The organism is Microbacterium aurantiacum (genome assembly GCF_040532595.1).
GTDB lineage: Bacteria > Actinomycetota > Actinomycetes > Actinomycetales > Microbacteriaceae > Microbacterium > Microbacterium chocolatum_B.
The window spans coordinates 2,372,429-2,390,416 of sequence record NZ_JBEVYX010000001.1 but is presented as its reverse complement, the minus strand read 5'-3'; the positions used below and the strand labels follow the sequence as shown (position 1 = coordinate 2,390,416).

Annotated in this window: 16 protein-coding genes; 8 read left to right on the top strand and 8 right to left on the bottom strand. The window is 71.8% G+C overall.

What is annotated here, in order from left to right; genetic code table 11:
* Window positions 1-56 precede the first annotated feature (56 nt).
* Genes ABXJ56_RS11140 through mtrA form a run of 3 tightly spaced genes read right to left on the bottom strand, consistent with a single transcriptional unit; the run spans window position 57 to window position 4,148 of the window.
* Complete coding sequence (locus tag ABXJ56_RS11140) at window positions 57-1,742, bottom strand: LpqB family beta-propeller domain-containing protein (protein ID WP_353999732.1); 1,686 nt, start codon at window positions 1,740-1,742, stop codon at window positions 57-59.
* A complete protein-coding gene (gene mtrB / locus ABXJ56_RS11135; RefSeq protein ID WP_435404993.1) occupies window positions 1,739-3,412 on the bottom strand; it encodes an MtrAB system histidine kinase MtrB in 1,674 nt (557 codons plus the stop codon). The genes ABXJ56_RS11140 and mtrB overlap by 4 nt, the downstream gene beginning before the upstream one ends.
* 55 nt (window positions 3,413-3,467) lie before the next feature.
* On the bottom strand, window positions 3,468-4,148 hold the full coding sequence (gene mtrA, locus ABXJ56_RS11130) for an MtrAB system response regulator MtrA (RefSeq protein ID WP_353999731.1): 681 nt from the start codon (window positions 4,146-4,148) through the stop codon (window positions 3,468-3,470).
* A gap of 211 nt (window positions 4,149-4,359) precedes the next feature.
* Here mtrA and ABXJ56_RS11125 point away from each other — a divergent pair, with 211 nt between their 5' ends.
* The 6 genes from ABXJ56_RS11125 (at window position 4,360) to ABXJ56_RS11100 (ending at window position 10,739) form a co-directional block, all read left to right on the top strand.
* The gene (locus ABXJ56_RS11125; protein ID WP_353999730.1) at window positions 4,360-5,661 is read left to right on the top strand and encodes a glycerophosphoryl diester phosphodiesterase membrane domain-containing protein; all 1,302 of its coding nucleotides are present in this window, start codon (window positions 4,360-4,362) and stop codon (window positions 5,659-5,661) included.
* The gene (locus ABXJ56_RS11120; RefSeq protein WP_353999729.1) at window positions 5,658-6,320 is read left to right on the top strand and encodes a DUF4129 domain-containing protein; all 663 of its coding nucleotides are present in this window, start codon (window positions 5,658-5,660) and stop codon (window positions 6,318-6,320) included. Before ABXJ56_RS11125 ends, ABXJ56_RS11120 begins: the two co-directional genes overlap by 4 nt.
* Window positions 6,317-7,492, top strand: a complete 1,176-nt coding sequence (locus ABXJ56_RS11115; protein WP_353999728.1) for a DUF4350 domain-containing protein — start codon at window positions 6,317-6,319, stop codon at window positions 7,490-7,492. Before ABXJ56_RS11120 ends, ABXJ56_RS11115 begins: the two co-directional genes overlap by 4 nt.
* Before the next feature lie 92 nt (window positions 7,493-7,584).
* Window positions 7,585-8,514, top strand: a complete 930-nt coding sequence (locus ABXJ56_RS11110) for an AAA family ATPase (protein ID WP_354000010.1) — start codon at window positions 7,585-7,587, stop codon at window positions 8,512-8,514.
* Between the two features lie 5 nt (window positions 8,515-8,519).
* Window positions 8,520-9,821, top strand: a complete 1,302-nt coding sequence (locus tag ABXJ56_RS11105; RefSeq protein ID WP_353999727.1) for a DUF58 domain-containing protein — start codon at window positions 8,520-8,522, stop codon at window positions 9,819-9,821.
* A gap of 159 nt (window positions 9,822-9,980) precedes the next feature.
* Window positions 9,981-10,739 (top strand): aquaporin, encoded by a 759-nt coding sequence (locus tag ABXJ56_RS11100; RefSeq protein ID WP_353999726.1) that lies wholly within the window; start codon window positions 9,981-9,983, stop codon window positions 10,737-10,739.
* Between the two features lie 278 nt (window positions 10,740-11,017).
* Here ABXJ56_RS11100 and katG read toward each other — a convergent pair whose 3' ends face one another.
* The 3 genes from katG to ABXJ56_RS11085 are packed head-to-tail and all read right to left on the bottom strand — an operon-like array spanning window position 11,018 to window position 14,822.
* Entirely contained in the window at window positions 11,018-13,294 is a 2,277-nt protein-coding gene (katG, locus tag ABXJ56_RS11095; protein WP_353999725.1) for a catalase/peroxidase HPI, read from the bottom strand.
* 39 nt (window positions 13,295-13,333) lie between these two features.
* The gene (locus tag ABXJ56_RS11090) at window positions 13,334-13,774 is read right to left on the bottom strand and encodes a Fur family transcriptional regulator (protein ID WP_353999724.1); all 441 of its coding nucleotides are present in this window, start codon (window positions 13,772-13,774) and stop codon (window positions 13,334-13,336) included.
* A 52-nt stretch (window positions 13,775-13,826) separates the two neighbouring features.
* Window positions 13,827-14,822, bottom strand: a complete 996-nt coding sequence (locus ABXJ56_RS11085; RefSeq protein WP_353999723.1) for a stage II sporulation protein M — start codon at window positions 14,820-14,822, stop codon at window positions 13,827-13,829.
* A gap of 16 nt (window positions 14,823-14,838) precedes the next feature.
* Here ABXJ56_RS11085 and ABXJ56_RS11080 point away from each other — a divergent pair, with 16 nt between their 5' ends.
* Entirely contained in the window at window positions 14,839-15,681 is an 843-nt protein-coding gene (locus ABXJ56_RS11080; protein ID WP_353999722.1) for an RDD family protein, read from the top strand.
* A gap of 55 nt (window positions 15,682-15,736) precedes the next feature.
* Here ABXJ56_RS11080 and ahcY read toward each other — a convergent pair whose 3' ends face one another.
* Complete coding sequence (gene ahcY / locus ABXJ56_RS11075) at window positions 15,737-17,221, bottom strand: adenosylhomocysteinase (protein ID WP_353999720.1); 1,485 nt, start codon at window positions 17,219-17,221, stop codon at window positions 15,737-15,739.
* A 43-nt stretch (window positions 17,222-17,264) separates the two neighbouring features.
* The gene (locus tag ABXJ56_RS11070) at window positions 17,265-17,471 is read right to left on the bottom strand and encodes a DUF3499 family protein (protein ID WP_053547717.1); all 207 of its coding nucleotides are present in this window, start codon (window positions 17,469-17,471) and stop codon (window positions 17,265-17,267) included.
* Window positions 17,472-17,539: 68 nt separating this feature from the next.
* Here ABXJ56_RS11070 and ABXJ56_RS11065 point away from each other — a divergent pair, with 68 nt between their 5' ends.
* On the top strand, window positions 17,540-17,974 hold the full coding sequence (locus ABXJ56_RS11065) for a metallopeptidase family protein (protein ID WP_353999719.1): 435 nt from the start codon (window positions 17,540-17,542) through the stop codon (window positions 17,972-17,974).
* Window positions 17,975-17,988: the final 14 nt, after the last annotated feature.

Here is a 17,988-nt window from a genome sequence, read left to right as displayed (position 1 = left end):
CGACATCCGTGGACGGATGTCCCCCACCCCGAGGACACGCGGACCTGGGGAGGAGGCTACTGGGGCGCGCCCTGCTGCGTGGCGAGGACGCGGATGCCGGCGGCCGCCTGCTGCCAGGTGGAACCGCGGCGCACGTAGAGCGCGCCGTCCTCGCCGCGGAGCCGGACGTTCGACAGCGACGTGCCGCCCGCGAGGGACGCCGCATCGCGCGGGGCCACCACCGTGGCTCCGGGGCCGCCCACGGACTGCTCCAGGACGACGGTGGTGTCGTCCTGGCGCACGAGGACGCCGACGGTCTGATCGTCGAGCCAGGCGACGTCGACCCCGGATCCGCCGAGGACCGACAGGAGCAGCGGCTCGTCGAGCACCACGGTGCCCTCGTCCGCGCCGCGTCCGACTCCGGTGGCCCACAGCACCGAGCGACCACCCGCGGTCACCACGGCGGCGAGCCGCGTCCCGTCGCGGGACAGCGACAGCGCCTCGATACGGGTCGCGTCGGGGAAGGCCCCGGCGACCTCGATCGGCTCGCCCGCGAGCAGGTACACCCGCAGCGCCGATGGGTCCTCTCGCGGGACGCTCCAGACCCCGCCGTCGGGACCGATCGTCGGGTCGATGAGACCGGCACGTTCGTCGAGGACCACGCTCGTCCGGTCGTCGCGCACGCGCGCGACCTCGCCGGTGCGGAGCAGGAGCGCGGCGAGATCCCGATCGGCGGAGGTCTGGATCGCCACGGGATCGACGGTCGTCATCACGTCGCTGAGCCCCTCGACGGGTTCGAGTTCGTCGCCGGCGAGGTAGCCGAAACCGAGTTCCGTGAGGACGAGCGGGGCACCGGGGATGCGGGTGGAGCGGACGGGAGCCGCCGTCGCCTCCAGGGGCGTGCCGTCGACGCTCATCTGCACGGCGGAGACGTTCGCCGTCGCGAGGCTCGCCTCCAGCTGGGCCTGCATGCGGTCGAGCGCCTGGGTGTCGGCGGCGAGCACGCTCTCGGTGAGTTCCACCTCGGCCACACCGGCCGACACCGGCACCGTCGGCCGTGCCTCGACGCCCTCGGGGAAGGCGGAGAACACAGCGCCGTCGAGCCAGTCGCTCGCGCTGCGGTTCACGAGGGCGTCGACGATGCTGGTCGCGGCCGTCGTCGTCGGGAACCATCGGACGTCGGGGACGAGGTACTCCCAGCCGGGCGAGAAGTACATCACCGCGTACTCGTGGAACACGCTCGGGAACAGTGCGCGGTCGAGGACCACGAGATCGGGCGCTGAGGTGATCCGCCACTCGCCGTCGTCCTGCTGGGCGAGCTCGTACGACAGGGTGGTGGCTGCCTCGTCGGCCTGCTGGTAGGAGCCTCGGGCGTCGGTGGTCCCGACCGTCGTCAGCGACACCGAGACCAGCCCCTCCGCCGTCTCGACCGGGACGCGGTCGCTCTCCACGTCGATGATCACTCCCGACGAGGGCCGCCACGCCGACCGGAAGCCGGGCGCGAGGAACTCCCGCGCCCGCTCCCAGCGCGCGCCTGCGCCCGGCGCGGATCCGGCGCGGATGAAGCCCTCGACGATCTGCTGCGGGGTCGCACCCGGCAGCGGGCCGACCGGTCGGAAGAAGACCTCCTGCGAGCCCTCCGCCTCCCCCGGAGCCCGCCCCGGATTGACCGGACCGCTGGTGGGAAGCCCCGCGCAGGCGGTCAGGACGAGGGCGAGGAGGACCGCGCCGAGCCAGGCGATCACGCGACGTCCGGTGTTCATCGCGCTCCCTCCGTCTGCGTTCCGTCCGGCAGGAGCACGTCGATCGGCTGGGTGCCGCCCAGGGCGTCCAGCGGCGCCACCGAGTCGTCGCCGGGATCGAGGGAGATGGGCGAAGGGCCGGTGAGCACGCCACCGCGCCGCGGAAGGGTCAGGACGAAGTGCGAGCCCCGCCCGATCTCCGTCCACACCGCCAGGTCGCCGCCGTGCAGCCGCGCGTCCCCGAGGGAGATCGACAGGCCGAGACCCGTGCCGCCGATCGTGCGCTTGCGGGACGGGTCGGCGCGCCAGAACCGGTCGAAGACCCGCTCGGCATCGGCCGCCGTCATGCCGAGCCCGTAATCGCGCACGCCGAGGGCGACCGCCTGCTGATCGCTGTCGACGGTGACGACGATGGGGCGTCCCTCGCCGTGCTCGATCGCGTTCCCGAGGAGGTTGCGGACGACCCGGCGCACGCGACGCGGGTCCATGTCGACCGGGGAGTATCCTCCCGGGGCGACGAGGCGGACATCGGTGCCGTTCTGATCGGCGAGCTGCTGCATCGATGCGATGACATCCTCCGCGAGGTGGGCGAGGCTCGTCGGCTCGAGTTCCAGCTGCACAGAGCCGGCGTCATAGCGCGAGATCTCCAGCAGGTCGGTCAGGAGCGTCTCGAAGCGCTGCACCTGGGCGTTCAGAAGCTCGGCGGCGCGGGCGGTGGCCGGATCGAACTCGTCCCTGCGGTCGTTGATCATGTCGGCGGCCAGGCGGATGGTCGTCAGCGGCGTCCGCAGCTCGTGCGAGACATCCGACACGAAGCGCTGCTGCACGAGGGAGAGATCGGCGAGCTCTTTGATCTGCGACTCGATGCTGTCGGCCATCGCGTTGAAGGAGCGTCCGAGCGTCGCCAGCTCGTCCTCTCCCCGCACCGGAAGCCGCACGCCCAGCTCGCCTGCGGCGAGTTTGGCGCTCGTGTCGGCGGCCTCCCCGATCGGCGTGGTGACCGAACGCAGGACGACCCAGGCGATGCCGCTGATGAGCAGGACCAGTCCGATGCCGACGATCCACAGGGTGCTCTGGATGAAGCCCAGCGTCTGCGGCGCCCCGGCGAGGTCGTAGCCGAGATACAGCTCGTACGGACCGATCTCGGGAACCGAGAGCTGCTGCCCGACCAGGATGCCGGGGACCGTGGTGCCGTCGCCGGCCGGCAGCGCCACCGACTGCCACCACTGCTGATCCGGGTCCAGCTGCACCCGATCGCGGAGTCCGTCGGAGACGATCTCCTCGATGCCGAGGAGGGAGGTGAAGTCCTGCGGAGCGTCGGCGCTCGGTGGCCCGATGCGGAACGCCGCGCTCACCGTGCTCGCGGACTGCTGCGCCAGGGTGTTGCGCACGACCGTCCAGACGTTCTGGAGCTGCACGCCGTCGCCCTGCACCGACGCATCGATCGTCCGCTGCGCGGCCACGGTCGCGCGCTGCGCGTCCCGCAGCACCTGGTCCTTGCGCGATTCGAAGAGCTCGTTCTGGATCGCCAGTGCCATCCACACGCACGCGATGGTCACCGCCAGCGCGGTGAGTCCGAGCGTGACCAGGATCGTCCGGAAGCGCAGGCTCCGTCGCCAGAGCGTCCGGAGGTTGCGCCACCAGACCCGCCAGCGCACCCGGCGGCTGAGCGGTGTCGAGGTGGTGATCACCCCGGTGGTGACGGTACCCGCGGGACCGACGCCCGGGGCGGACGGCGGCGTCACCTCACACGACCGTGCCCGCTCGATAGCCCACGCCGCGCACCGTCGTGACGATCCGCGGGTTGTCGGGGTCGAGCTCGACCTTGGCGCGCAGCCGCTGTACGTGGACGTTCACCAGGCGCGTGTCGGCCTTGTAGTGGTATCCCCACACCTGCTCGAGGAGCATCTCGCGCGAGAAGACCTGCTGCGGCTTCGAGGCCAGAGCCACGAGGAGCTCGAACTCCAGGGGCGTCAGCGGGATGACCTCGTCAGCCCGACGGACCTCGTGAGCGGCGACGTCGACGGTCAGGTCGCCGATGCGCAGCGCATCCCCCGCGGGCTGGCCGGCCGGGCGCAGGCGCGTGCGGATGCGCGCGACCAGCTCCTTCGGGTTGAACGGCTTGACGATGTAGTCGTCGGCGCCCGATTCGAGGCCCTTGACCACGTCGGCGGTGTCGGTGCGCGCCGTGAGCATGATGATCGGGATGCCGGACTCCGCGCGCACACGCGTGCAGATCTCGATCCCGTCCATGCCGGGGAGCATGAGGTCGAGCAGGATCAGGTCCGGCCGCTCGGTCCGCCACGCCTCGACCGCCTGTCCGCCGTCCGCGCAGAACACCGTGTCGAAGCCCTCCGTGCGCAGGACGATGCCGATCATCTCGGCGAGAGCGGTGTCGTCGTCGACCACCAGGATGCGTGAGGTCATCTCGCGGGTTCGTCCTTCACGTTCGGCGGGGTCGCCGATCAAGCGATCCCCGTGCGCTCGTCACAGAGTAGTCGACCCGTCTGGATACCCGCCGCACACCGGGCCGGTGTCGCCGACCGGCGGCGGCGCGTGTGACACGATAGGACCACCCGTCCGGCCCCGCGGCAGGACGGTGATCCGAGCACAGGGAAACCATGCACAAGGGGGCACCGTGACCGCGTACCCGGCCTGGACGCCGGCCTCTCGTCCGGGGATCATCCCCCTGCATCCGCTGACCTTCGGCACCATCCTCGGCCGCTCCTTCACCGCGCTCCGGCAGAACCCGCGCGTGCTGCTCGGCTTCGCGCTGGTGGTGCAGACGGTGGCCTACCTCGTCGTCCTCGTCGCTATCGGCGGCGTCGCCTTCGCGACCTTCGCGCGACTGGACACGCTGCGCCCGGGCACCGAGGAGTTCGAGACGATCCTCATCGGCTCGATCGCCATCACCGCCATCGCCTCGCTCGTGCTCGGCCTCGCGGCCGGCGCCCTGGGCGTCCTCGTCCAGGCGATCGTGGTGACCGAGGTCGCCCATGCGGCCGTCGCCGAGAAGCTGCGCCTGGGCCAGCTGTGGCAGCGCGTGAAGCCGGTCGCGTGGCGCCTCATCGGCTACACGGCCCTGATCCTCCTCGTCATCGTCGGCGCGCTCGCACTCGTGGCTCTCGTGATCGTCTCGCTCGCGCTCGTCGCCGTCCCCGTCGCCGTCATCCTCGGCATCCTGATCGTGCTCGGGATGATCCCGCTCGTCTGGTGGCTGACGATCAAGCTCCTCCTCGTGCCGGCGGTCATCCTCATGGAGCAGGCCACGATCGGCCGCGCCATCGCCCGGTCCTGGCGCCTTACCAAGGGACGCTTCTGGCCCGCGCTCGGCGTGATATTCCTGATCTCGCTGGTCTTCGGCGCGGTGGGACAGGTCATCTCGATCCCCTTCACCTTCCTCTCCAGCGGTCTGACGAGGATCATCTCCCCCACCGGCGACCCCGCACCGGCGGTCATCATCGGCACGATCGTGACGCTCCTCCTCGCGCAGGTGCTCACCCTCCTGATCCAGGCGGTCGCGGTCGTGGTGACCTCCACCGCCACCGCGCTCATCTACATCGACGCGCGCATGAGGCGCGAGGGCCTCGACCTCGACCTCATGGCGTACGTCGAGCAGCGCGACGCCGGCGCCACGAACCTCGGCGACCCCTACCGCGCGCACATCGGGCGCGAGATCGCCCCGCGCCCGACGGCATCCGCCCCCGGGTCCGCACCGTACCCGCCGTCGGCCGGATACCCCGGCCCGGGATACGTGGCCCCGGGAGCGGGGTACGCGCCGCCCGCCGGATACGCACCTGCGGCGCCGGCGATGCCCGAGGCGCCCGCGACCCCCGACGCAGCGCCGGCGACCGACGCGCCGCCGGCGGCTCCGAGCGCGCCCGCATCGACCGAATGGGCAGCTCCGGGTTCCGCCGGATCCGAGGCCCCGCGCGAGTGAGGACCCCGCTGATCCCCGCCGCCGTGCCGCCGCTCCTCCCCGACGGGGACGAGGCACGGGAGTGGGCCGAGCGCGAGCTCGCCGATCCCGCCTATCGGATCGCCGAGCCGACCCCGCTCGACCGCGCCGCGCGTGCGGTCGTGGACTTCTTCACCGATCTGTTCTCCACTCCCCTCGACGGAGGCCTCGGCCCGACGGTCGCGCTGATCGCGGCCGTCGTCGCCGTCCTCCTCATCGGAGCCGCCTTCGCGGTGTGGGGGATGCCGCGTCGGCGCCCCCGGGCTCCCGCGGCGCCGACGATCCTCTTCGGCGAGCGCGAGGACCGATCCGCCGATGACCTCCGCCGGGCCGCCGAAGAGCGCGCACGCGCCGAGGACTTCGACGCCGCGATGATCCTCCGCTTCCGCGCCCTTGCCCGCGCGTGCCTCGAGCGGGGCGTGGTCGACCTCCCGCCCGGGGCGACCGTGCACGCGTTCGCGCGCGCGGCTGCGGCATCCTTCCCCGCCTCCCGTGACGGTCTCGACCGTGCCGCCGATGACTTCGACGACGTGCGGTACCTCCGCAAACCCGGCTCCGCGGCCGCCTACCGACGCGTCAGCGATGTCGACGACGAGGTCCGCCGCGCCACCCCGCGCGTCGCCGCGGCGGTGCCGGCATGAGTGCGACATCCGTCGCCGAGCGGTCGACGACGCGCGGACGGCGTATCGGCACGTGGGTCGTCATCGTCGTCGTCCTGCTGCTGGTCGGCGCGGCCGGCGCCGGTATCTCGAGCCTGTCCGAGTGGAGTCAGCGCGGAGCGCTCGACCCCGAGTCGGCCGGACCCCAGGGCACCCGGGCGGTGGTGGAGATCCTGCGCGACCAGGGTGTGGACGTCCGGGTCGCTCGATCGCGCGACGACGCCGCCGATCTGCTCGCGACCGGTGACGCGACCCTGGTCCTCCCGGACTCCCCTGCCCTCTCGGACGAGGCGCTCCGAGCGCTCGCCGACGACGCCGCGGATGTCGTGCTGATCGAGCCGCGCTCGCGCACCCTCTCGATGTTCCTCGCGGATGCCGCACCCGGCGGGGTCGCCGACGGCGGCGCGGTCGCGCCCGCCTGCGCGCTCCCCGCCGCGGAGCGCGCCGGCGAGATCACCGCGGGCGTGCTCTACGGCGCCGGCGACGCGACCACGGCCTGCTACCCGGTCGACGGGTCCTACGGCCTGCTCGTGACCGCGGACGGCGACGCCTCGCGCAGCGCCGTCGACGGCCGGGCGATCATGACGAACGAGAACCTCGCCGCGGAGGGGAATGCGGCACTGTCGCTCGCGCTCCTCGGGCAGAACCCCGTGGCGGTCTGGTACGTGCCGAACGTCACAGATTCCGACCTCGCCCCCGGCGACCTGACGCTCGGCGAACTCACTCCCCGATGGGTCAGCCCCGTCATCGTGCTGCTCCTCGCCGCCGGGGTCGCGGCGGCGATCTGGCAGGGGCGCCGGTTCGGCCCGCTCGTCGCCGAGCGGCTGCCTGTGACCGTCCGCGCCGCGGAGACGACGCAGGGCCGAGCGCGCCTGTACGCGCAGACGCGCGACCGAACCCACGCGCTCGACGAGCTGCGCATCGCGGCCCTCCGTCGCCTCGCGCGGGCCCTCGGCCTCGGACCCGCGGCCGCTGCGCCCGAGATCGCCGATGCCGCGTCGCTGCGCACCGGCATCGACCGCGGCGTCGCGCGCGGCATCCTGATCGACGATCTTCCCGGCACCGACGAGCGGTTCGTCGCGATCGCCGCGTCCCTGCGAGACCTCGAGGAGGCCGTGCACGCGGCCGTCCGACCGGAAAGGAACACCCCGTGACCGATTCCCCGCTCACCCCCGCGCCCGCCGAGACCGACGTCGCGGCCCCCGCCGCCGGTTCCGGCCCGGACGACGCTGCCCTCCGGGAGGCCATGAACCGCGTGCGCACCGAGGTCGGCAAGGCCGTCGTCGGGCAGGACGGCACCGTCACCGGGCTGCTCATCGCGCTGCTCGCCCGCGGCCACGTGCTGCTGGAGGGCGTGCCGGGTGTCGCCAAGACGCTCCTCGTCCGTGCTTTCAGCACCGCCCTCGGGCTCGACACCAAGCGCATCCAGTTCACGCCGGACCTCATGCCCGGCGACGTCTCGGGATCGCTGGTCTACGACGCGCGGACCGGGGAGTTCGAGTTCCGCGACGGTCCGGTGTTCACCAACATCGTGCTCGCCGACGAGATCAACCGCACCCCACCCAAGACGCAGTCCGCGCTCCTGGAGGCGATGGAGGAGCGCCAGGTCTCGACCGACGGCGTCTCGCGACGCCTTCCCGATCCGTTCCTCGTGGCCGCCACGCAGAATCCGATCGAGCACGAGGGCACGTACACACTCCCCGAGGCGCAGCTGGACCGGTTCCTGCTGAAGCTCATCGTCGAGGCGCCGTCGCGCGAGGCCGAGATGACCGTCCTCCGCCGCCACGCGAGCGGATTCGATCCGCGGGACCTCGCCGCCGCCGGTCTCGTGCGCGCCGCGAGCATCGACGAGGTCCACGCCGCGCAGCGCGCCGCGGCCCGCGTGGACGTCTCGGACGACCTCCTCGGCTACGTCGTCGACCTCGCCCAGGCCACGCGTCGGAGCCCCTCGGTGCAGGTCGGCGTGAGCCCCCGCGCGACGACGGCACTCCTCGCCGCGGCGAAGGCATGGGCGTGGCTCGGGGGCTACCCCGCGATCACCCCCGATCACGTCCAGACCATGCTCGTGCCGACCTGGAGACACCGCATCCGTCTGCGGGCGGATGCCGAGCTCGAGGGTGTGTCGATCGACGCCGTGCTGACCTCGGTGCTCCAGCAGACCCGCGTTCCCGTCTGACCGCCGTGTTCGTCACCGCCCGCCTCCCCCTGCTCGTCGCCGTCGGCGCCGTGCCGGTGGTGCTGCTGTCGTCGGCGGGCGTCGACCCCTGGATCGGCGCCGGCGCGTGGCTGCTGCTGTGCATCGCCGTGACCCTCGTCGATGCGTGGGCTGCGCCCGATCCCGGCGGCCTGCGCGTCGAACGCTCGATTCCGCGCAGGGCGCGACTCGGAACCCCCGTCGCCACCGATCTGACGCTCCGCAACACCGGTGCGCGCCGCATCCGCGGGCGGGTGCGCGACGCCTGGCAGCCCACCGCCGGTGCGCCGACGGAGCGGCCGCGGATCGACATCCCCGCGGGCGAGGCGCGTACGCTCGGCATCCCTCTGCTCCCCCGGCGTCGCGGCGAACTCACCTCGCGCTTCATCGTCGTCCGCGCGGAGGGACCGCTCCGCCTCGCGGGTCGCCAGCGGCGCCTCGACGACGTGGGCGCCATCCGCGTCCTCCCCCCGTTCCACGCGCGACGACACCTGCCGTCGCGCCTGGCGCGCCTGCGCGAACTCGACGGCAACACCAGCGTCCACGTGCGCGGCCAGGGCACCGAGTTCGACAGCCTGCGGGAGTACGTCCGCGGGGATGACGTCCGCTCCATCGACTGGCGGGCGACCGCGCGCGCCGGCACCACGATGCTCCGCACGTGGCGGCCCGAGCGCGACCGCCACATCGTGATCGTCATCGACACCGGCCGCACCTCGGCCGCCCGCGTCGGCGACGGCGTGCGCATGGATGCCGCGATGGAGGCCGCCCTCCTCCTCTCGGCGCTCGCCACCCGCGCGGGCGATCACGTCCACCTCGTCATGTTCGATCGCGCCGTTCGCGCGCGGGTGAGTCGGGTGGACGGCTCTGCGCTCCTCCCCGCCCTCGTGGATGCGATGGCACCGGTGGAGCCGCAGCTGATCGACACCGACTGGGAGGCGGCGATCGCGCAGGTCCGCGCCCTCACCTCCCGCCCCTCGCTGGTGGTGCTGCTGACCGCGCAGGACGCGGTGGGCGCCGCGCGCGGATTCCTCGCGACGCTCCCCGCCCTGACCAAGGACGCGGTGGTGCTCGTGGGGTCGGTCACCGAGGACGCGGCATCCGTTCCCGCCCGCCCCGATGCCGATGACCTGTACGCGCAGGCGGCCGCAGCCCGCGCCGAAAGGGACGCCGCCGCCGTCGCCGCAGCGGTCGTGCGCGCGGGCGCCGATGCGATCGCCGGCTCGCCCGACGACCTCCCTCCGCGGATCGCCGACCGCTATCTCGCCCTGAAGGCCGCCGGACGCCTGTAGCCGCGCCGCGGCCGTCGCTCGTGTGGCGCGCAAGGACGTCTCCCGCGCGCCGAGGCGGCCGCGAGCGCCACCCGAACGCCACAGAGCGATATCTCGCGCGCCGAGTCTGGGAAAAGCCTGGGTACATCGGTACTCTCACGTCGAGGAAAGGAGTCCGCCATGTCGGATGCCGCCACCACCCCGTCTACGGCGACCAAGCTCGTCGCAGAGGCCTTGGGGACGTTTCTGCTGGTTTTCGGCGCGATCGGGACGGCGCTCGTCGCCGGCGAGGTCGTGGGAGTGCTCGGGATATCACTGGCCTTCGGCCTGACGATCCTCGCGGGCATCTACGCGTGGGGCCCGATCTCGGGCGGCCACTTCAATCCCGCGGTCACCGTGGGACTCGCCGCCGCGGGACGCTTCGCCTGGAAGGACGCCCCGGCCTACATCATCGCCCAGGTCATCGGCGGGGCGCTCGGCACGACCCTCATCGTGCTGATCGGCCTGTTCGGACCTGACGGGTGGCTCACCGCCGCCCAGGACGGCGGCTTCGCCAGCAACGGCTTCGGCGGGGCCTCGCCCGGCGGGTTCGGCCTGGGGGCCGCGATCATCGCCGAGATCCTGTTCACCGCGATCTTCGTGCTGATCATCCTGGGGGTCACCCACCCGCAGCGGGGTACGGCGGGCTTCGCCGGCATCGCCATCGGCTTGACCCTCACCCTCATCCACCTCGCCTCGATCCCGATCGACAACACCTCGGTGAACCCGGCCCGCTCCTTCGCCACCGCCCTGTACGGCGGCGGCGAAGCGCTCCTCCAACTCTGGGTGTTCCTGGTCTTCCCGGTCGTGGGCGCCCTCGTCGCGGGCCTGCTGCACCGCGCGCTCTTCGAGCCCAAGGGATCGGTACCGCCGGCCCCGAAGGAAGCGCGCGTCAAGTAACCCGTCCCCCGTCACCTCGGTTCACTTGTCCCGAAATGCGGGTGCGAAGCCCTCGCACCCGCAACAGGCGACGAGTGAACCGATGAGCGCCGACCGGACCGGGAACGCCCGGCGCCGCGGGGCATCGGCGGCCTCCGCGTGAAAGACGCGGGAGAAATCGCGCGAAACGGGCCCGAGGACGGCCGACACGCCGAGAATCGCCCCGGCGTTTCACCGACGAAAGGCCCGCCCCGGAGGTTCGGGGCGGGCCTGTCGTGTCGCTCAGGTGTCAGTGCGGATCAGCGCAGGTCGAACCGATCCAGCTCGGTGACCTTGCCCCACGCCTTCACGAACTCGCGGACGAACTTCTCGTTCGCGTCGTCGGAGGCGTACACCTCGGCGAGGGCGCGCAGCTCGGAGTTCGAGCCGAACAGCAGGTCGGCGCGCGTGCCGATGCCCACGACCTCGCCGGAGCCGTCCTTGGTGCCCTGGAACGCGTGCGATCCCGGGTCGAGCGGCTTCCAGGTGGTGCCGAGGTCGAGGAGGTTCACGAAGAAGTCGTTCGTGAGGACTCCGGGACGCTCGGTGAAGACGCCGAGCTGCGAGCCGTCGTAGTTCGCACCCAGGACGCGGAGTCCGCCGACGAGGACGGTCATCTCCGGAGCGCTGAGGGTGAGGAGGTTCGCCTTGTCGACCAGCAGGTACTCCGCCGGCAGCTCCGCGAGCGGGCCGTAGTAGTTGCGGAAGCCGTCGGCGACCGGCTCGAGCCAGTCGAAGGACTCCACGTCGGTCTGCTCGATCGAGGCGTCGGTGCGACCGGGGTGGAAGACCACCTCGGCCGCGACCCCGGCATCCGCCGCGGCCTTCTCGACCGCCGCATTGCCCGCGAGGACGATGAGGTCGGCCAGCGACACCTTCTTGCCGTCGGTGCGGTCGGCGTCGAACGAGGACTTGATGCCCTCGAGCACGTCGAGCACCTTCTGCAGCTGCGCGGGGTTGTTGACGACCCAGTCCTTCTGCGGAGCCAGCCGCACGCGGGCGCCGTTCACGCCGCCGCGCTTGTCGCTGCCGCGGAAGGTGGATGCCGCCGCCCAGGTGGTCGAGACGAGCTCGGCCACCGTGAGTCCGGAGTCCAGGATCTGCGCCTTCAGCGCCGCCGCATCGGCGTCGTCGATGAGGACGTGGTCGACCGCGGGGATCGGGTCCTGCCAGATGAGGTCTTCCGTCGGCACCTCGGGCCCGAGGTAGCGGGCCTTGGGTCCCATGTCGCGGTGGGTCAGCTTGAACCACGCGCGGGCGAACGCGTCGCCGAAGGCCACCGGATCCTCGAGGAACCGGCGCGAGATCTTCTCGTACGCGGGGTCCATGCGCAGCGCCAGGTCGGTCGTCAGCATGCGCGGCTCGCGACGCTGAGACGGGTCGTGCGCGAGGGGCACCATGTCGGCGCCGCCGCCGTTCTTCGGACGCCACTGGTGCGCGCCGGCCGGGCTCTTCGTCAGCTCCCATTCGTAGGCGAAGAGGATGTGGAAGAACTCGTTGTCCCAGCGGGTCGGGTGGTAGGTCCACGTCACCTCGAGGCCCGAGGTGATCGTGTCGTCGCCCTTTCCGGTGCCGTAGGAGTTGCTCCAACCGAGTCCCTGCTCCTCGAGACCGGCGGCCTCGGGGTTCACGTCGAGGTTCGCATCGGATGCCGCACCGTGGGTCTTGCCGAAGGTGTGCCCACCGGCGATGAGGGCGACGGTCTCCTCGTCGTTCATGGCCATGCGGCCGAACGTCTCGCGGATGTCGTGCGCCGCCAGCAGCGGGTCCGGGTTGCCCTCCGGTCCCTCGGGGTTGACGTAGATGAGGCCCATGTGGGTCGCGCCCAGGGGTCCGCGGAGCTTGCGGTCGGAGCCGGTGAAGCGCTGGTCGCTGCCCATCCACTCCGTCTCGCCGCCCCAGTACACGTCGTCGTCGGGCTCCCAGACGTCGGGGCGCCCACCGGCGAAGCCGAAGGTGGTGAAGCCCATGGACTCCAGCGCGACGTTGCCGGCGAGGATCATGAGGTCGGCCCACGACAGCGACTGGCCGTACTTCTTCTTCACGGGCCACAGCAGGCGCCGGGCCTTGTCGAGGTTGACGTTGTCGGGCCAGCTGTTCAGCGGCGCGAAGCGCTGCTGACCGGCGCCGCCACCGCCGCGGCCGTCGGTGACGCGGTAGGTGCCGGCCGAGTGCCAGGCCATGCGGATCATCAGCGGACCGTAGTGTCCGAAGTCGGCGGGCCACCAGTCCTGCGAGGTGGTCATCAGCTCTTCGATGTCCTTCTTCACCGCGGCGAGGTCGAGCTTCGCGAACGCCTCGGCGTAGTCGAAGTCCTCGCCGAGCGGATTCGCCACGGCCGGGTTCTTCGCGAGGATCTTGAGGTTCAGCTTGTTCGGCCACCACACGCGGTTGGCCTCGCCCGCGGTGGGGTGGGGCATCGAGGTGTGGACGACCGGGCAGCCGCCGGCGGACTCGGGCTCGTCAGTGACGGTGACGGACTGTTCGGGCTCGACCTCCCCGCCGACGCCGGCGGTGGCCTCATCGTGATGGGACATGGGGTTCCTTCCTCGAGGGGTGGGGTGACGGATGCCGGTTCACTCGACGGGTGCGCCCGCGCACGCGGGACACACCCCCCAGAACGTGACCTCCGCGGAGGCCACGGTGAACCCGCGGGAATGGGAGGGGGTCAGGCACGGGGCCTCGCCGACGACGCAGTCCACGTCCTCCACCACGCCGCAGCGGGAGCAGACGAGGTGGTGGTGGTTGTCGCCGACGCGGAGCTCGTACATCCCCGCGCGTCCGGCCGGTTCGATCCGGCGGGCGATGCCCGCGTCGGTGAAGTCGCCGAGGGCGTTGTACACCGACTGACGACTGGCGCCCGGCATCCGTTCGACGACGAGCGGGAAGAGCTCGTCGACGGAGGAATGCGGGCGCGCGCCGAGCGCGTCGAGCACGGCACGACGGGACTCGGTGACCCTCAGACCCGCGTCGCGCAGAACGGCGCTCGCGTCGGGTCCGGAGTGGTCGTCATGCATCCCACCATCGTACCGCTTTTTTGATCAGATCAAAAGAAGAGCGGATGCCGGATCAGCCGGCGACCAGGGTCGGCGTGCCCGCGTCGGCCTCTTCGAGATCGCCGGTCTCGCCCGACCGGACGGCACGTCGACCGACCACGAGCATGTAGACGAGGAACAGGGCCAGGGCAGCGGCGCCGATCCCGATCTTGATCGGCCACGGCCACGGCTGCGCGGTGACGAAGCCCTCGATGAGGCCCGAGACGCCGAGCGCGATGACGAGGCCGATCGCGATGGTCGCGAGGGAGCGCCCGGCCGAGGCGAGAGCCTCTCCCCGCGAGCGCCGGCCCGGGACCACCCACGCCCAGAAGATGTGCAGACCCGCGGCCCCGGCGACGAAGATCGAGGTCAGCTCCAGCAGGCCGTGCGGGAGGATGAAGAGGAGGAACACATCGCCGCGGTCGAATGCGAGCATGATGGCCGCGGCGGTCCCGACACCCACGGCGTTCTGCACCAGCACCATCAGCGGCCAGATGCCGGTGATGCCGAAGAGGACGCACTGCGCCGCGATCCAGGCGTTGTTCGTCCACACCGTTCCGGCGAACACCGCCGCCGGGTTCTCGCTGTAGTAGTCGGTGAACTGCTCCTCGGCGTACTGCTCGAGCTGCAGCTGCGGACCGAGGCTCGCCACGAGCGCCGGGTCGCCGGACACCCAGAAGGCCACGACCGCACCGACCGCGATGAACGCGAGCGCGATCACCAGCGTCGTCCAGCGGACGCGGTACAGCGCCGCGGGCAGCTGGAGCACGAAGAAGCGCGGGATCTGACGGAGGACGTTCTCGGGGGCCCCGGTCAGCTTCAGCCGCGCGCGGGCGAGGACGGTCGAGAGATAGTCGCCCTGCGTGCTGCGCCCCGCGGAGGTCTTCACATCGGCGAGATCGGCGGATGCCGCCCGGTATCGCTCGACGAGCTCGTCGATCTCGGCCCCGGTGAGGTGGCGCTGCCTGCTCAGCGCGTCCAGGCGGGCCCACTCCTCGCGCCGCGCGGAGGTCAGGGCGTCGAGGTCCATTTGATTTACTGTACCCATGGCCGCCGACCCGATCCTCGTCCAGATCCATCAGGACGAGGTGCTCACCGGTGAGGCCGTCGCCCTCGACGTGCAGCCGGTCGGCTACTTCCTCCGCGCCCTCGGCGTCCTCATCGACATGCTGGCGAGCCTCGCGCTCCTCGTGCTGTTCGCGATCGTGGCGTCCTGGATGGTCGGCGCGGGCGTCGTCGACGACACCGTCGTCCCGATCCTCACCGTCGTGATGGTCGTCCTCGTCCTGGTCGTCCTCCCCACCGTGATCGAGACCACCACCCGCGGGCGGAGCCTCGGCCGACTCGCTGTGGGCGGTCGGATCGTCCGCGCCGACGGCGGGGCGTCCGGATTCCGGCAGGCCTTCATCCGCGCCCTCACCGGCGTGCTCGAGCTGTGGTTCACCTTCGGCGCCCTCGCCGCGATCGTCGGTGCGTTCACACCTCGGTCGCAGCGCCTCGGCGACCTGCTGGCCGGCACCTACTCCGAGCGCACGCGGACGCCGAAGCTCGTCGACGCGCCGCTCCCGGTTCCGCCGCCTCTGGCGGCCTGGGCCGAGGTCGCCGATGTCGCGCGTCTCCCCGACCCGCTCGCTCGCCGCATCGCGCGGTTCGCGGTGTCGGCGCCGAACCTCGATCCGGGCGTGCGCGCGAGGCTTGCGGCATCCCTCGTCGAAGAATCGCGCGCGTTCGTCTCGCCCCTCCCCGCGATGGATGCCGAGACCGTGCTCCGGGGAATCACCGCCGTCCGGCGGGAGCGAGAGGAGCGGGCGCTCCAGCTGCGCGCAGAGCGCGTCGACGCCCTCGCCCGGCACGCCGGCGATCCGCCGCGGGGCTTCCCCACCCGCTGAGCCGCATGTGCGAAGGGCCCCGGACGACGCCGCGTCCGGGGCCCTTCGCGGGGCATCAGTACCGGTAGTGCTCGAGCTTGTACGGGCCCTCGACCGGAACGCCGATGTAGTCGGCCTGGTCGCGGGTCAGCTCGGTGAGCTGCACTCCGAGCGCGTCGAGATGCAGGCGGGCGACCTTCTCGTCGAGGTGCTTGGGGAGCACGTAGACGCCGACCGGGTACTCCTCGCGCTTGGTGTAGAGCTCGAGCTGGGCGAGGACCTGGTTGGTGAACGACGCGCTCATGACGAAGGACGGGTGCCCGGTGGCGTTCCCGAGGTTCATCAGGCGTCCCTCGCTGAGGATCAGCACGCTGCGTCCGTTCGGCAGCCGCCACTCGTGCACCTGCGGCTTGATCTCGATGCGCTCGGCACCCGGCAGCGACTCGAGGGCCGCCATGTCGATCTCGTTGTCGAAGTGGCCGACGTTCCCGACGATCGCGAGGTGCTTCAGCGACAGCAGGTCGTCGACCGTGACGACGTCCTTGTTGCCGGTTCCGGTGATGAGGATGTCGATCTGGTCGGCGACGTCGGTCAGACGCGCGACCTGGTACCCGTCCATCGCGGCCTGGAGCGCGCAGATCGGGTCGACCTCGCTCACGATGACCCGCGCGCCCTGCCCGCGGAGCGCCTCGGCCGCACCCTTGCCGACGTCGCCGTAGCCGGCCACGAACGCGACCTTGCCGCCGACCAGGACGTCGGTGGCGCGGTTGATGCCGTCGGGCAGGGAGTGGCGGATGCCGTACTTGTTGTCGAACTTCGACTTGGTGACCGAGTCGTTGACGTTGATGGCGGGGAAGAGCAGATCCCCCGCGGCGAAGAGCTCGTAGAGACGGTGGACGCCGGTCGTGGTCTCCTCGGTGACGCCGATGAGCCCCTCGGCCATCCGGGTGAAGCGCTGCCCGTCGCGGGCGAGGCTCTCGCGCAGGGTGTCGAGGATGACGCGGTACTCGCCCGAGTCGCCGGCCCCGGCATCCGGCACCGCGCCCTCGCGCTCGAACTGGACGCCCTTGTGGACCAGGAGCGTCGCGTCGCCGCCGTCGTCGAGGATGAGGTTCGGCCCGTCGGCGCCTTCGGCGCTCCAGTCGAAGATGCGGTCGGTGCAGCGCCAGTACTCCTCGAGCGTCTCACCCTTCCACGCGAAGACGGGGACACCGGCGGGGGCGTCGACCGTGCCGGTCGGACCGACGACGACCGCCGCGGCCGCTTCGTCCTGCGTCGAGAAGATGTTGCAGCTGGCCCACCGCACCTGTGCACCGAGACTCACGAGGGTCTCGATGAGGACGGCGGTCTGCACCGTCATGTGCAGGGACCCGGCGATGCGTGCACCCTTCAGGGGCTGCCGTGGCCCGAACTCCTCGCGCAGGGCCATGAGGCCCGGCATCTCGTTCTCGGCGAGGCGGAGCTGGTGGCGTCCGGCCTCGGCGAGGCTCAGATCGGCCACCTCGAAGTCGAGGGTGGGAACAACGGGAGCGGCGGGAGCAGCGGCGGTGTCGATGGACATTCCGACATTCTCCCACGCGCGGGATCGGGCCCGGCGGTGTGCGTCAGACCCGCAGCGTCTCGTGACGGACGACGACCCACCCGCGCGGGACCGAGAGCCGGTCGGTGTGGATGGCGCACAGATCGTGGGCGTGCGGGTCGTTGCCCGCGCCCAGCGGTCCCAGGGCCGCCATCTGATCGCCGTAGTCGTACGTCAGGGTCGTGACGGCCTCACGGGCGCACCCGACCTTGGAACACAGTCTCTCGCGCATCGCCTCGACACTATCCGGCGTCACGACACGTCGGACGGATGCCGCGCCGCACGACGTAGGCTGTGTCCATGGCATGGCGGCGTACGCGCACCCCGGAGAAGTCCCCGGTCCGTCGCTCGCGGCACGGCCGGCACGGACGCGAGGGCCGCAGCGCCGTCGTCCGTCCGCCGCTCCCGCCGCTGGACACCCGGGTCGAGCGCTTCGACCTGGCCGTCGGCACCGCTGTCGAGTTCCTCCGCTCGGCGTGGCCCGAGCTGCGCGAGGTCCGCTTCGAGATCGCCGACATGCCCACCGCTGCGGACGCCGACGGCATCCCTCGATGGAGCGTGCTCTCGGAGGAGCGTCGCATCGTGCTCTACCGACTCCCGATCGAGCGCCTCGGACACCCGCACCGCGACGACGACCTCCACCGGCGGATGATCGTGGAGGGCGCCGTCTTCCGTGCCGCCGCGCAGTACCTCGACCGCGATCCGTGGGATCTCGGTCACGACCGGTTCCACTGACGCGACGCCGCGCC